Raw genomic sequence first — 14,287 nt, 5'->3', positions numbered from 1 at the left:
GGGGCTGCTTTGGGGTGGGGAGCTGCCATCTCTATCTTCGTCATTCCCGCGAAAGCGGGAACCTAGAGCGGCCGTCGGCGGGCCTATCGCTGGGTTCCCGCTTTCGCGGGAATGACGAAGTATAGGAGGCCGAACGTCCGCAATCGGTCGCCAACCGCCATTACTTCCAGATCAGCTGTGATCAATCGAACCGGGGTGGCGCAATGCCGTTTCCAACGCTCATTCTTCCTCGACAGGCCCGGGCTCCAGAAAGCCCCGCTTGCATATCGGGCTGTCGTCGCCTGCCAGGCAATCCGACCAGCGATATAGTTTCTCGATACGAAGCACGGGGCCGTCCGCCCCGCCGCCGCCCATCCCGATATATTGCTTGCCGGTGACCCGGCCGATGATCGTGACATTGGTGTGCGCCTGCACAAGCTCGGGGTCGTAACCGCCCGATCCGCAGGCGACGAACGCCTGATAGGTCGGTTCGGCGGTCCAGCGCGGCTCGCCATGATCGCCGCTGCGTGCGAAGAGGATCGTCAGACAGCGCCCGTCGATGCCATAAATCGCGCCGGCCCAGCGTACCAATTTGCCGACATGCCGTTTGTCCAGCGCCTCGTCGGGCACCAGCGGCGTAACTTCGACCGCGCGGAGCGTTTCGATTTCGCGCGAAGCTTCGTCCTGCTCGTCGCTGGCCGCCGGCGCCGCCTCTACAGGCTGGCTCCTTGCGGCTACCGACGCGCCGAACGGCGCCAACATCAGGGCCACGAGCGCTATCGCCGGCTTCCATTGCATGCCTGGCACGTCCCGCGGCCCGTTATTTGCCCGCCTTGTCGCTAACCGCCTTGATCACCAGCGCCTTGTCATCGACCAGATAGCGCTTCGCGAGTGCCTGCAGCTCAGCCGGCGTCGCCGCCTCGACCTCGCCAATCCCCTTTCGGCTACGGTCGAGGCGATCGGCGTGGCTCGCCGCTTCCGAAACATAGTTGAGCCAATAGCTGTTCTCGCGCCGCGATTTCACCATCGCTTCGAGCAGCGGCTTGCGCGCGCGGTCGAGCAGGTCGGGATCGACGGGCTTGTCGCGCAATTCTCCCGCGATCGCGAAGATCGCCGCGCGCGTCGTTGCCAGATCCTTGTAATCGACATTGCTCGCCGCAAAGAGGTGACCATAGCCCGGAAACTCGTCGGACAGGCTCGCGGCCGCGCCGGGGCTATAGCTTTCGCCAAGCTTCTCGCGCAGTTCCTCGGTCAGCATCAGTTGCATCACGCGCGACAACAGGGTGAGCTGCATCGCCTCGGCAAGGTCGCTGTCGTCGCGCGCCGGCCAATAGACGCGCAGTTCCGCCTGTTCGGTAGGCCCCTTGTGGATCAGCGTGCGTTCGCTGCGGTCGGCCGCATATTGCCGAACACGCGCGTCGACGCGCGGATCGAAGGCCGCACGCCGCTCGGGCAGCGCGCCAAAGGTCGCGGCAATGGCGTCGATAGCCGACTGTTCGCCGATATCGCCGACGACGCCGATCTCGATCGCGCCATGCGCGAAACTGTCGGCGATGACGGGCTTCAGTTGCGCCCAGTCGAGCGCCATCACCTTTTCGAGCGGCGGCGTCTGCGCGCGCGGATCGTCATTCGCGAGAATGCCGCCGACGTCGCGGCCGAGCACCGCCGCCGGAGTCGCGTCGTTCGCGGCATATTGCTGCGGCAACACGCGGCGGATCAGCGCGAGTCCGTCGGCGCGATAGCCGGGGTGGGTCAGGTACGCCGCCATCAGCTTGGCCTGCAACGCGAAATCCTCGGGCGAGGTCAGCGCCGACCCGCCAAAGGCATCAGTCGAGTTGCCGAACACCGGGCTGATCGTCTTGCCGGCAAGGATCGAGCGCAGATCGTCGAGGCTGTGCGCCTCGAGCCCGCCGAGCATCAGCGAGCCCGCGAGCGATACCCTGGTCGGATCGTCGCGCGTCGCGAGCAGAGTGCCGCCGTCGACGCGCAGCGACAGCATGACCTTGTCCTTCTGGAAATCGGTCGTCTTGATGTTAAGCATCACATTGTTCGCGAACCGGATGCGGCGGATGCCCAGATCCTCGACGCGTTCGTCGCTGACGATTTTCCCGGGCGTGCCGAAACTGTCATAGGCGAAGGCGGCGTTGGCCGCCTCGGTCGGCGCGGCGACCGCGACCGTTGTCGACGCCTGTAGATCGGCGAGGATCGCGGCCGTACCGCCCTCGATCGGTTTTTTCGCCGAGACGCGCGCGAGCGGCGCGCTCAGCCCTTCCATCCGTTTGCGAAAGGCCGCGCTGACCGCCGCCGCGGTCAGCGAAGGCGCGGTCGCCTCGAACAAAATCTGCGAGGTTTCGGGGCGAACGAAGACGAAATCCCCATCGGCCGCCGCGATCAGCGTGTCGGCCAGACCGTCGCTGCGCCGCGTCGTGACCCCCGCGACGGCATTTTTGAGCGCGGTGCGGCGGTTCGCGACCTGCTCGTCGACTTCGGCCTGCGTGAAGCCATGCTCGACGGCACGGCGCTGTTCCTGCTCGACGAGCGCGAGCGCCTCTTTCCAAGCGCCCTCCTTGGCGACCGCGCCGATGGTGACCTGATCGAATTTCTTCCAGCCCTCGGCATCGCTGAAATAGCCGGTCAGGATCGGCGAATCCTCGTTCAGCGCGATCTTCGCAAGACGGCGGCTGATGATCGCTTCGCCGACATCTTCGGCGAGCTTGCGCGCGCGCTTCGCCTTGGTGTCGGACTCGTCGACCCAGGGTTTGAAGCTCGCAATCGTCACCGAATCCTGGATTGCGGGATCGATGAAATCGTCCGCGGCGGCGGCGCGCTTATAATCGACATTGCCGATATCGGGGTCGGGACCGGCGGGGCCGCGCCCCTTCCAGTCGGCAAAGCGCGCCTTGATCTTCGCCTCGACCGTCGCGGGATCGAAATCGCCGACCATCACCAGCGTCGCGCGCTCGGGACGGTAATAGCGGTCGTAAAGGTCGCGGATGCGCGACGCAGGGGCGGTCTTGATCACCTCTTCGGTGCCGACCGGGATGCGGTTCGCGACGTTCATCCCCTGCATCTGGAAATCGAGCTGGTCGATCAGGTTGCGCAGCTGATAGGTGTCGCGCGCGCGCCGCTCGGACAGGATGATCCCGCGTTCGCGGTCGACCGCGGCGGGATCGATGGTCAGATTGCCGCCCGTCTCGCGCATCAGCATCAGCCCGGTGTCGATCAGGTCGTCCGACGCATTGGGCAAGTCGAGCTTGTAGACCGTCTCGTCGAAACCGGTCGAGGCGTTGGTGTCGGCGCCGAATGCCAGCCCCTTGCGTTCGAGTAGCTTGATCATTTCACCCTCGGGCACATTGGTCGATCCGTTGAACGCCATATGCTCGAGAAAATGGGCAAGCCCGCGCTGGTCCTCGGCCTCGGCAAAGCTGCCGACCGCGAAGCGCATGCGCAGCACGACGCTGTCCTTCGGCGTCGAGTTTTTCAGCAGCGCATATTTCATCCCGTTGGGTAGCACGCCGAAGACGATGTTCGGATCGACCGACACGTCGCTCGCCGCGAAGTTCCACGCCTTGGCCGCCTCGCTCTGCGGATTGGCTGCGACCGGCACCGCCGCTTTGACAGGCGCTTCCTTCGCATAGGCGGGAGCGGTGCTGGCGATGAGGAAGACGAGGGGCGACAGCGCGGTCGAAGCGCGCCGGACAAGGGATTTGGTCATGCACCAGATGTGGCCACCGCCCTTCGGGCGGTCAAGCGCCTGTTACGCGACCCGGCCGATGCTTTCGACAGACGACGTCTTCGCACGATCGGCGGCTTTCGCCGCATAGAGCGCGCGGTCGGCGACTTCGAGCAATTTGCGCGCGCTGTCGCCATGCTCGGGCCAGTTCGCGGTGCCGATGCCGGCGCCGACACCGATTGATCGGCCGCCGATGCGATAAGGCGCGGCAAGCGCGGCGAGAACATGGTCGGCGAGCGAGGTTTTGAGCAGGATCGAACCGGCGGGCACGAGGATCGCGAACTCATCGCCCCCCTGCCGCGCGACGACCGCATGGTCGCCGCACGCGCGGCGGAGGCGCTCGGCCAGCTCGCACAACACACCGTCGCCGATGGCGTGGCCGTGCTGGTCGTTGATCGGCTTGAAGCCGTTGAGGTCGAGCAACGCGATCGCGAACGGGTTTGCCGCATCGCCTTTCGCAATTTCCTCGTCGAGCCGCATGTCGAACTCGCGGCGGTTGGCGAGGCCGGTGAGCGGATCGGTGTGTGCGAGGTCGCGCATCTGGTGCTGGAGCTGGAGCAGGTCGATCAACTGGTCGTGCTGCTGCAGGATCATGCGGAGCAGGAAGATCGTCGCGACGACGAGGCTTGTTCCCGCCGCAATTTCGGGCGGGTTGCCCGAGGTCAGCATCAGGAACGAGATCGGCACCAGCCCGATGAGCAGGTTGATGAAGGTCGCAAGGCGGATCGACGACAGGCAATAAGCGGTCGCCAGCGAGCCCATCGCCATGATCATCGCATAGTAACTGTGCGTCGCGGGCGGCGCGGCGAGCCAGTTGATCACCGTCCATGCGCTGCACATCGCGCCCGTCGTCCCCGACAGCCACATCGATTCCTTGATCATCCGCCGCGCGCGGCGGAGGCTCATCCGCCGGCCGCGGTTGTGGATCAGGAAGACGAAGCCGAGCAGGCCGACGATCGCGAGCGTGACCGGGAAACCGATGCGGACGATCGGGTGAACCGTGTCGACCCCGGCATAGATGGCGGTCGGCGTCGTCGCCGCCAGCATCAGGAACAGCATCGGGGTCAGCGTTTCGACGCGATTGGCGCGCAGCAAGGCGACATCGTCCCGAATCGCGTCCGGAATCGGCGGAAAGAAGCGCGTGCGCAGCCAGTGATAGACCCCCGTCATGGAGGGGGGATAGCAATGCCGGGTAAAACAGAAGTTAAGGAATGAAAACCTGTCTTATCACTCACCTAACGGCTCCACACGATTGCGTGGCTTGCGAAATATTAACCATGTTTGGCGATAGCGACCGCCATATTTTTCGTGCCCGACGGGAGCCACACCATGTCCTATCCGATGTCGCCGCTGATTTCGCCCACCGCTTCGTCGACCGTGCCGATGCCCGCGGCCGACCCGACGCTTCCGCAGAATGATACGCCGGCGCAGCAGGCGGCGCGCGCGGCACAGCTCACCGCGACGCAGGCCGTCTATACATGGACGACCGACGTCCCGACCCTGCCCGGCGTCCCGCTCGCCACCAGCGTGCCAAAGAATGACGAGCCGACGATCGCCTGGTTCGTCATCCTGATCGGCGTCGGGCTCGACATCGTGCGCAACGCGCTGACGGTAAAGCTCGGCGGGGTCGACAAGGGCGAACTGACCAACCCGCGCGCCGAATATGAGGCCGCCCTGGTCGAATGCGACGCGATCGAAGCATCGGCGGCAAAGATCGCGGCCGAGCATGGCGTCCACACGGGCGGCAATATCTTTGAGCGCATCGTGGGCGATGTCGAGAATGCGGTCGCCGCAGCCGAACGCGATGTGCATGTCGCCTTGCTCAAGGGTTATAAGGACCGCCTCGAAGATCTGATGAAAGTCGAGGATGCCGACGGTCTCGGCAGCAAGACGGTGCGCAGCATCGAAGCCTATCGCGCGCTGTTCGCGACGCTGCCCGTTCCGGGCGTCAGCTATATGTTCCAGGACGACAGCGAGTTCGCGCGCCTGCGCGTACAGGGTCCGAACTGCATGTTGATCACCGCGGTGGGCGACGCCCTGCCCGCCAACTTCCCGTTGAGCGCAGCGAAATATAGCGCGGTGGTGAACGGCGATACGCTGAGCGCCGCGCTCGCCGATGGACGCCTCTTCATGCTCGACTATGCCCCGCTCGCCCTGATCGACCCCGGCACCTATGGGACCGAAGCAAAATATATCTGGCAGCCGATGGCCTTGTTCGCCGTGCCGCCGGGCGGTTCGTCGCTCGTTCCCGTCGCCATCCAGTGCGGACAGGATCCGATCGACTTTGCGATTTTCACCCCCTCGCCCGTCGCCGACAAGATATGGGGATGGGAGATGGCGAAGTTCGTCGTGCAGGTCGCCGACGGCAATTATCACGAGCTGTTCGCGCATCTCGCGCGCACCCATCTGGTGATCGAAGCCTTCGCGGTCGCGACGCACCGCCATCTGGCCGAGGTGCATCCGGTGTGGGCGCTGCTCGTCCCGCATTTCGAGGGCACGTTGTTCATCAACGAACAGGCGGCAACCTCGCTGATCGCGGCGAACGGTCCGATCGACCATATTTTCGCGGGCACGATCGCGTCGAGCCAGCTCGCCGCGGTCGATGCGCGTCTCGCGTTCGATTTCTACGGCAAGATCCCGCGCGCCGACTTTGCCGCGCGCGGCGTCGATGTCGATTCAGCCCTCGCCGACTATCCCTATCGCGACGACGCCCTGCTCGTCTGGGACGCAATTCACGAATGGGCGCGGCAATATGTCGGTCTATATTATGCGCATGACGCCGATGTCGTCGCCGACACCGAGCTGACTGCTTGGGCGACGTGTCTCGCGGGCGAGGCCAAGATCAAAGGCTTCGGCACGATCTCGACGCGCGCGCAGCTTGCCGAAATCTGTACGATGGTGATGTTCACCGCGAGCGCGCAGCATGCCGCGGTCAACTTCCCGCAAAAGGATATCATGGCCTTTGCCCCCGCCGTCACCGGCGCGGGCTGGCAGGCGGCCCCGAACGGCCAGCGCGGACACGACAAGACGGGGTGGCTCGCAATGATGCCGCCGATGGCGCTTGCGCTCGAACAATTGAACGTGCTCGAACTGCTGGGATCGGTGCATTATCGCCCGCTCGGCGACTATCGCAGCAACGCCTTTCCCTATCCGGCCTGGTTTCAGGATTCGCGCGTCACGGGCACCGAAGGGCCGCTGGCGTGGTTTCAGGCGGCGCTCAAAGACGTCGAGGCGGAAATCGTCGCGCGCAATGCCGAGCGGATGCAGCCCTATCCCTATCTGCAACCGAGCCTGATCCCGACCAGCATCAATATCTGACGCAAAAAAGAACCCCGGCGAAAGCCGGGGTTCGTACGTTCGGTAATGAGGGCATCCGGCCTTCGCCGGATCAGCTGCCCTTTTTCTTCCGGTGGCTTTCGAGGTCGAGCACCGCATTCTCGCTGCCCTCGGGCAGCAGGCCCAGTCGGCGCGCGACTTCCTGATAGGCTTCGACTTCGCCGCCGAGGTCGCGGCGGAAACGGTCCTTGTCGAGCTTTTCGTTCGTCGTCATGTCCCACAAACGGCAGCCGTCGGGGCTGATCTCGTCGGCGAGGATGATGCGGCTGAAATCGCCTTCATACAGCCGCCCGAATTCGAGCTTGAAGTCGACGAGGCGGATGCCGACCGCGGCGAACATGCCCGACATGAAGTCGTTGATGCGGATCGCCATGTCCTGGATGTCGTGAAGCTCGTCCTGGCTGCACCAGTTGAAGCAGGCGATATGCTCTTCAGCCACCAGCGGATCGCCGAGCGCGTCGTCCTTGTAGCAATATTCGATCAGCGTGCGGGGAAGCTGCGTGCCTTCCTCGATGCCGAGGCGCTTCGACAGCGTGCCCGCGGCGACGTTGCGCACGATCACTTCGATCGGCACAATCTCGACCTGCCGGATCAGCTGCTCGCGCATGTTGAGGCGGCGGATGAAATGGGTGGGCACGCCGATATTGCCGAGCAGCGTGAAGACATGCTCCGAAATCCGGTTGTTGAGCACGCCCTTGCCGCTGATCGTGCCCTTTTTCTGGGCGTTGAACGCGGTCGCATCATCCTTGAAATACTGGATCAGCGTGCCCGGTTCGGGGCCCTCATAGAGGATCTTCGCTTTGCCTTCGTAAATCTGGCGGCGACGGGACATGGGCGCAAACTTTCTGTCGGAACCAAATGAATGGCCCCGGCAAAGCGACTCAGCAGGAGGCGCGCCGCCGGGGCGATGGGGCGCCTATAGCGACAAAGGTCGGGCGCGTCATCCCCGCCATGACACCCTTTGCCTTACGTTTACGTAAAGTGCTTGCTTTGGACGCCATCGCTTGCAACGCTGCGCCGGAAACCAAGGAGAGAGATGGATGAGCTTCGACCAGATTCGCCTCGACCGCCACGAGGGCATCGCACTGCTGACGCTGCACCGGCCCGACCGGATGAACGCCTTCACCACCGAAATGATGATGGAGATCGTCGCCGCGCTCGACGAATGCGACGCGGACGACGGCGTGCGCGCGGTGATCTTCACCGGATCGGGCGACCGCGCCTATTGCGCCGGCGCCGACCTCGGTCAGGGCGCGGCGACCTTCGATTATGACAAGCGTACCGACAAGCAGGCGATCCTGCCCGACGGCATGTCGGCGAGCCCGGTCGCCGAAGATGGCACGATCGACTGGTCGCACCCGCTGATCCGCGATTCGGGCGGCCGCGTGTCGATGCGCATCTTCGACTGCAAAAAACCGGTCCTGGGCGCGATCAACGGCGCCGCGGTCGGCATCGGCGCGACGATGACGCTGTCGATGGACGCACGCCTCGCGAGTGAGACCGCACGCTACGGCTTCGTCTTCGCGCGTCGCGGCATCGTCCCCGAGGCGGCGTCGAGCTGGTTCCTGCCGCGGCTTGTCGGCATCCAGAATGCCGTCGATTGGTGCTATTCGGGCCGCCTGATCGATGCCGCCGAAGCGCATGAAAAGGGCCTCGTGCAATCGGTCCACGCCCCCGGAGATCTCGTCGACGCCGCGATCGCCAAAGCGCGCGAACTCACCGAGCATAGCGCCCCGGTCTCGGTCGCGCTCACCCGCCACATGCTGTGGCGGATGCTCGGCGCACCGCATCCGATGAGCGCGCACCGCTGGGACAGCCGCGTGATCTTCGCACGCGGACGCAGCGCCGATGCCGCCGAGGGCGTGTCGAGCTTCCTCGAAAAGCGACCCGCCAACTTCACCGTCAGCGTCGCGGACGACTACCCGTGGTTCGCCGAGTTCGAGGATACGCCGCCCTATAGCTGAGACCGCGACCGCGATCAGGCGGCGTTATAAACGCGCCGCCCGCGCTCCGCGGTCATGCTGTGCGTGCCCTTCAACGCCAGCGAACGCGCGCGGATCGTTTCGACGCTATGCCAGTTCGCCGTCACCCGCTCGGGCGAGAATTGCACGGTCACATAGCCGCGATCGGCGGTATTCGCCCATTTGAGCTGCGGCGAGGAGCGGCGGAGCGCGGTGACGCGCGCCTCATCGGAAACGCCGCGAATATAGCTTTCATATCCGGGCGAGGTCACGCTCTGCCCGGCGATTTCGATCCCCGCCGGGCGGCCGTCCTCGGCGAGGTCGAAAGCCCAGGCGTTGTGCGTGTCGCCGGTCAGCGTGACCAGATCGGCGTCGGCGCGCTGCGCCGCGGCCAGCAGGCGGCTGCGCGCAGCGGGATATCCGTCCCACGCGTCGAGGTTGAGCGGCAGCCCGGCCTTGGCTGCGAGTTGCCCCGCCTCGACCCGGCGACGGACATAATCGGGCTGTTCGCCGCCAAACCAGTCGCGCGTTTCGGGCGGGGTAAACAGCGTACCCATCACCACCTGCTGCGCGCAGACCTGCCAGCGCGTTCCGGCTTTTGTCGACGCGGCGAAGCCGTCGAACAGCCACTTTTCCTGTTCGGTGCCAAGCATCTGGCGCGCAGGGTCGCGATAGCCGGTTTCGGCGAAGGTCTTGAGCTTCGCTGCGGCGTCGCCGCCGCCAGCAACAATCTCATCGACCTCGAACTGGCGATCGCGCGCCGTCACGCGCGTTTCGGGAAGGAAGATCGTCGCGAGATCGCCAACCTGATATTGGCGCCAGCGCTTGTCGGCGACGGGCATCCACTCGTAATAGGCGCGCTCGGCAGCGGCCATGCGCGCGGACCATTCGCCCTCGCCCTCATTGTGATTTTCGGCACCGCCCTTCCAGACGTCGTTCGCGAATTCATGATCGTCCCATTGCGCGATCATGGGAAAAAGCTGGTGCAGCTTCTGCAGGTCGGGATCGGTGCGATAGGCGGCATAGCGCAGCCGATAGTCGGCGAGCACGACGATCTCGTGCGCGGGCTGGATCTCGCGCCCCGGAAGGGCGTCCTTGGCCGAGGGATAGTCGCCGACCTTATATTCATAGAGATAGTCGCCGACATGCGCGACGAGGTCGATGTCGCCGCGCGCCGCGGCATGGCCATAGGCGGTGAACCAGCCGAACGGCATGTTCGAGCAGGAAAAGAGCGCCAGATTGAACGCCTTGGTCGATCCCTGCGGCAAGGTACGCGTGCGGCCGGTCACCGACTTGCTGCCATCGGGAGCGACGAAACGGTAATGATACCAGCGGCCGGGCTTCAGCCCGTCGACGACCAGCTTCGCGGTATGGTCGCGCTCGCCTGTCGCGACGACGCTTCCGCCAGCCACGACCTTCGAAAAATCCTCGCGCTCTGAAACTTCGGCGGTCAGCGTCACATCGTTCGCCGCCGCATAGCGCGTCCACAGCAGCACCGAATGTGGCCCGGGTTCGCCGCTCGCGACGCCATGGGTAAAGCCCTGCGCCATCATCGCGCGCGCCGCACCGGGCAGCGACAGCGCGGCGAGGCCCGCTGTGCCGAGCTTGATGAGCAAACGGCGATCGATTTCGTTCCACAGCTGATGCATCGCATATCCTCCCGCGTCGCCGGGTCTGTGGCCGGTCTTTGTTACAGCTTCGCGCCTATCCGCTGATCCCCAGTGCCAACAACAGCAGCATGAACCAGATAACCGAAAACAAGCTGAAAAACAGAAGCAGCGCCGCGCGCACGAGCGATCCGAATCGCGACGAACGATAAGCGCCGCGAAGCTGGCGATACATGTGAAACGGCACGTACAGCATCGCGAAGAAGGTCGCGATATCGCCAAAGATCGTCAGGTTCAGCAGTCGCACCGCAACGAACAGGAGCAGCATGAAGCTGATCGAATAAGTGACGAAGACGAAATGGTCGTAGGTGTGAAAGCGGCGGCTGAACGGAAAGAGCAGCCACATGAAAGGCAGCGACAGCGGGATCAGCGCCCAGGCGAATTTATAGGCGTTCGCCTGCAATTTATAGAGGACGAGCGCCGGGTTCGCGAACGCCTTTTGCAGCCCGTGATCGATAAAAGCGACGCCGGTATCGATCTTGTTTTGCGAAATGAAATCGGCGCTCGTCCGCACCTGCGCGACGGGGCTATCGAGGACCGGCGGCCCTGCAGCGCGGTCGGCTGCGCGCTCGGTCTTGCTGCGGCTGCGCGCAACGCCGAGATAGTCGGCACTTTTCTGAAGCACCTCACGTTCGGCCTCCAACTCGCGGCGTTGATCGGCCGGCAGATTCTTTCTGACAAGCTGGGCGTCGATCCGGTCGACTTCGGCCTGCATGCTGTCCTTGATCGCGGTCGTTCGCGTTTGTTCGGCGACGGCTTCATCGAAACCCATGCCGTTGTTCAAGCCTCTGCCGAAATCGCCGCTGCCCACCATCGCGAGCACCGCATAGGTCAGGAAGACCGCAAACAGGAACAGCGCGAGCGGTGATATGAAGCGCGCGCGCTCGCCATGGATATAACGCCGCGTCAGGTCGCCGGGGCGCCACGACAGCAGCGGCAATGTGTTCCAGATCTTGCCCTCGAAATGGAAGATCGCATGGACCAGGTCGTGGCCGATCGCCCCGAAACTGCGGTGTACGTCGGCGCGCTGCCCGCAATGGTGGCAATGCGAGCCCTGAAGGCTCGTACCGCAATTGAGGCAGCGCAGCGGCGCATGACCATGGTCGGCGCCGCCGTGTCGCGGCTCGACCGCATGCCCTGCCAAACCGGCAGTCACCGCCGCCCCGATGCCTTCGATATCCCCGCTCATGGCGCCCTGCCTAAAGCCGCGTGCGACAGCGCGCAACGGGGCTTTCGAGAGTCACGGAAAACGTGATAGTGGCCGCGCCATGAACGCCGAAGCCCTGACCGCCCCGCCGATGCCCGGCGACGCCGCCGCCCTGATCGCCGACATGGGCGCGCGCGCGCGCATCGCATCGAAGGCGCTCGCGCTCGCGCCGACGGCGGACAAGGCGGCCGGACTGGTTGCGGCGGCGGCGCAAATCCGCGCGCGTGCCGCCGACATCCTCGCCGCCAATGCCGAAGATATGGCCGCCGGACAAAAGAACGGCCTGTCGGGTGCGATGCTCGACCGGCTGCGGCTCGACGACGGGCGGCTCGCCGCGATCGCCGATGCGATCGACGATGTCGCGGCGCTGCCCGATCCCTCGGGTGCCGAAATCGACCGTGTGAGGCGCCCCAACGGCCTCGTGCTCAGCCGGGTGCGCGTGCCGCTCGGCGTCGTCGGCATCATCTATGAAAGCCGGCCGAATGTGACCGCCGACGCCGCGGCGCTCGGGCTGATGTCGGGCAATGCCGTGATCCTGCGCGGCGGCAGCGAAGCGGTGCATTCGAACCGTGAGATCCACGCGGCCTTCGCTGCGGGGCTGGTCGAGGCCGGACTGCCCGCCGACGCGGTGCAACTCGTGCCGACGCAGGACCGCGCCGCGGTCGGGGCGATGCTCCGCGCGCAGGGCCTGATCGACATCATCATCCCGCGCGGCGGCAAGGGTCTCGTCGCACGCGTGCAGGACGAGGCGCGCGTCCCCGTCCTCGCGCACCTCGACGGGATCAATCATCTTTATATCGACGGCGCCGCCGATCCGGCGAAAGCCGTCGAACTGGCGGTCAACGCCAAGATGCGCCGCACCGGCGTCTGCGGCGCGACCGAGACGATCCTGATCGACCGCGCCTACCCCGCGCCGCTCGCCATCGTCGACGCGCTGGTCAAGGCGGGCTGCGAAGTGCGCGGCGACAAGGCGGTTGCGGCGCTCAGCCCGCACGTCGACCCCGCATCGACAGGCGATTGGGACACCGAATATCTCGACGCGATCGTCTCGATCGCCATGGTCGACGGCCTCGCCGGCGCGCTCGCGCATATCGACACGCATTCGAGCAGACACACCGACGCGATCGTCACCGAGGACGCCGCGACCGCCGAGCGTTTCCTGACCGGCGTCGACAGCGCGATCGTCATGCACAATGCCTCGACGCAATTCGCCGACGGCGGCGAATTCGGCCTCGGCGCCGAAATCGGTATCGCCACCGGCCGCCTCCACGCGCGCGGCCCCGTCGCGCTCGAAGGGCTGACCACCTATAAATGGCTGGTGCGCGGCACGGGACAGGTCCGGCCCTGACGCGCCGAATCCCCACCGGCCTCCTCGGCGGCAGCTTCAATCCCGCGCATGGCGGGCACCGCGCGATCAGCTTGAACGCGATCGACGCGCTCGGGCTCGATGAGCTCTGGTGGCTCGTCTCGCCCGGCAACCCGCTGAAGCCCAAGGCCGGCATGGCCTCGCTGCCCGCCCGCCTCGGTTCCGCCCAACGCGCCGCGCGGCGGTCGCCGATTCGCGCGACCGCGATCGAGGCCGAACTCGGCACGCGCTACACGATCGATACGCTCAAAAAGCTCGTCGGCCGCTACCCGAACCGGCAGTTCATCTGGATCATGGGCGCCGACAATCTGGTCCAGCTGCCCGAATGGCGCGACTGGCGGGAAATCGCGCGATTGATGCCGATTGCGGTTATCGCGCGTCCGGGCTATAATGGCCGGGCCCATGCCGCGCAGGCGATGGGTTGGCTTCGGCGCTTCGTCCGGCCCGCGGACCAGAAACTTCACTGGACGGACTGGAGACCGCCTGCCCTCGTGTTCCTGCGTTTTTCGCCCGATGTGCGATCCGCAACTGCAATACGGCAGGCCAACCCCCGCTGGTTCGAACGCTATGCTGGCCGCGCGCTGCGCGACCCGCTGACGCATTCGCGGCTAGTGGATTCGAACAGGAAAGGACGCATTTGATCTCCGCCACCCAGGATGCCGCCAAGGGCGCCGCATCCGCCAACGACAATGTGGACGCGCTCCACGCTCTGATCCTTCACCAGCTGGACGAGGATCAGGCCCAGGAAACCATTTCCATCCCGCTTGCCGGCAAGAGCAGCATCGCCGATCATATGGTGATTGCGAGCGGCCGGTCGACGCGCCATGTCTCGGCGATTGCCGAGAAACTGGCGCAGCGGATCAAGCAGGAAGCGGGCCGCCAGGTTCGCGTCGAAGGCTTGCCCAACGCCGATTGGGTGCTGCTCGACGCGGGCGACGTCATCGTCCACCTGTTCCGCCCCGAGGTGCGTAGCTTCTACAACCTCGAGCGCATGTGGTCGTTCGGCGACGCGCCCCCGGTTGCAGCAGCGAATTGACG

At 65.2% G+C, this 14,287-nt stretch carries 11 protein-coding genes; 5 read left to right on the top strand and 6 right to left on the bottom strand.

The window, feature by feature from the left end; genetic code table 11:
* Nucleotides 1–219: 219 nt before the first annotated feature.
* From BLW56_RS11245 to BLW56_RS11235, 3 genes are read right to left on the bottom strand one after another with little or no spacing between them, the layout of a single operon-like run.
* Nucleotides 220–741 carry a Slp family lipoprotein gene (locus tag BLW56_RS11245; RefSeq protein WP_256203427.1) on the bottom strand — a complete coding sequence of 174 codons (522 nt, stop codon included), beginning with the start codon at nt 739–741 and terminating at the stop codon, nt 220–222.
* A gap of 58 nt (nt 742–799) precedes the next feature.
* Entirely contained in the window at nt 800–3,694 is a 2,895-nt protein-coding gene (locus tag BLW56_RS11240) for a M16 family metallopeptidase (RefSeq protein ID WP_093510566.1), read from the bottom strand.
* A 42-nt stretch (nt 3,695–3,736) separates the two neighbouring features.
* Nucleotides 3,737–4,882 (bottom strand): GGDEF domain-containing protein, encoded by a 1,146-nt coding sequence (locus BLW56_RS11235; RefSeq protein WP_256203392.1) that lies wholly within the window; start codon nt 4,880–4,882, stop codon nt 3,737–3,739.
* Nucleotides 4,883–5,041: 159 nt separating this feature from the next.
* Here BLW56_RS11235 and BLW56_RS11230 point away from each other — a divergent pair, with 159 nt between their 5' ends.
* Complete coding sequence (locus BLW56_RS11230; RefSeq protein ID WP_093510926.1) at nt 5,042–7,030, top strand: lipoxygenase family protein; 1,989 nt, start codon at nt 5,042–5,044, stop codon at nt 7,028–7,030.
* A gap of 70 nt (nt 7,031–7,100) precedes the next feature.
* Here BLW56_RS11230 and purC read toward each other — a convergent pair whose 3' ends face one another.
* A complete protein-coding gene (gene purC / locus BLW56_RS11225) occupies nt 7,101–7,880 on the bottom strand; it encodes a phosphoribosylaminoimidazolesuccinocarboxamide synthase (protein ID WP_093510565.1) in 780 nt (259 codons plus the stop codon).
* Nucleotides 7,881–8,088: 208 nt separating this feature from the next.
* Between purC and BLW56_RS11220 the strand changes: the two genes are divergently transcribed.
* Complete coding sequence (locus BLW56_RS11220) at nt 8,089–9,012, top strand: crotonase/enoyl-CoA hydratase family protein (protein ID WP_093510564.1); 924 nt, start codon at nt 8,089–8,091, stop codon at nt 9,010–9,012.
* 14 nt (nt 9,013–9,026) lie between these two features.
* Here BLW56_RS11220 and BLW56_RS11215 read toward each other — a convergent pair whose 3' ends face one another.
* Nucleotides 9,027–10,658: an alkaline phosphatase D family protein gene (locus tag BLW56_RS11215; protein WP_177175913.1), complete on the bottom strand. Its 1,632-nt coding sequence runs from the start codon at nt 10,656–10,658 to the stop codon at nt 9,027–9,029.
* A 55-nt stretch (nt 10,659–10,713) separates the two neighbouring features.
* The gene (locus BLW56_RS11210; protein ID WP_093510563.1) at nt 10,714–11,865 is read right to left on the bottom strand and encodes a DUF3667 domain-containing protein; all 1,152 of its coding nucleotides are present in this window, start codon (nt 11,863–11,865) and stop codon (nt 10,714–10,716) included.
* A gap of 79 nt (nt 11,866–11,944) precedes the next feature.
* On the opposite strand from BLW56_RS11210, the gene BLW56_RS11205 reads away from it, so the two are divergent.
* From BLW56_RS11205 to rsfS, 3 genes are read left to right on the top strand one after another with little or no spacing between them, the layout of a single operon-like run.
* Complete coding sequence (locus tag BLW56_RS11205; protein ID WP_093510562.1) at nt 11,945–13,231, top strand: glutamate-5-semialdehyde dehydrogenase; 1,287 nt, start codon at nt 11,945–11,947, stop codon at nt 13,229–13,231.
* Complete coding sequence (locus tag BLW56_RS11200) at nt 13,195–13,890, top strand: nicotinate-nucleotide adenylyltransferase (RefSeq protein WP_093510561.1); 696 nt, start codon at nt 13,195–13,197, stop codon at nt 13,888–13,890. Before BLW56_RS11205 ends, BLW56_RS11200 begins: the two co-directional genes overlap by 37 nt.
* Entirely contained in the window at nt 13,887–14,285 is a 399-nt protein-coding gene (rsfS, locus tag BLW56_RS11195) for a ribosome silencing factor (protein WP_093510560.1), read from the top strand. The genes BLW56_RS11200 and rsfS overlap by 4 nt, the downstream gene beginning before the upstream one ends.
* Nucleotides 14,286–14,287: the final 2 nt, after the last annotated feature.

Source organism: Sphingopyxis sp. YR583 (genome assembly GCF_900108295.1).
GTDB lineage: Bacteria > Pseudomonadota > Alphaproteobacteria > Sphingomonadales > Sphingomonadaceae > Sphingopyxis.
This window is presented reverse-complemented; position numbering and strand designations above follow the sequence as displayed.

Coding starts and splice junctions, on each gene's coding strand:
- BLW56_RS11245 (WP_256203427.1), bottom strand. CDS start 741: ATGTTGGCGCCGTTCGGCGCGTCGGTAGCCGCAAGGAGCCAGCCTGTA.
- BLW56_RS11205 (WP_093510562.1), top strand. CDS start 11,945: ATGAACGCCGAAGCCCTGACCGCCCCGCCGATGCCCGGCGACGCCGCC.
- BLW56_RS11240 (WP_093510566.1), bottom strand. CDS start 3,694: ATGACCAAATCCCTTGTCCGGCGCGCTTCGACCGCGCTGTCGCCCCTC.
- BLW56_RS11220 (WP_093510564.1), top strand. CDS start 8,089: ATGAGCTTCGACCAGATTCGCCTCGACCGCCACGAGGGCATCGCACTG.
- purC (WP_093510565.1), bottom strand. CDS start 7,880: ATGTCCCGTCGCCGCCAGATTTACGAAGGCAAAGCGAAGATCCTCTAT.
- BLW56_RS11210 (WP_093510563.1), bottom strand. CDS start 11,865: ATGAGCGGGGATATCGAAGGCATCGGGGCGGCGGTGACTGCCGGTTTG.
- BLW56_RS11200 (WP_093510561.1), top strand. CDS start 13,195: ATGGCTGGTGCGCGGCACGGGACAGGTCCGGCCCTGACGCGCCGAATC.
- BLW56_RS11235 (WP_256203392.1), bottom strand. CDS start 4,882: ATGACGGGGGTCTATCACTGGCTGCGCACGCGCTTCTTTCCGCCGATT.
- BLW56_RS11215 (WP_177175913.1), bottom strand. CDS start 10,658: ATGCATCAGCTGTGGAACGAAATCGATCGCCGTTTGCTCATCAAGCTC.
- BLW56_RS11230 (WP_093510926.1), top strand. CDS start 5,042: ATGTCCTATCCGATGTCGCCGCTGATTTCGCCCACCGCTTCGTCGACC.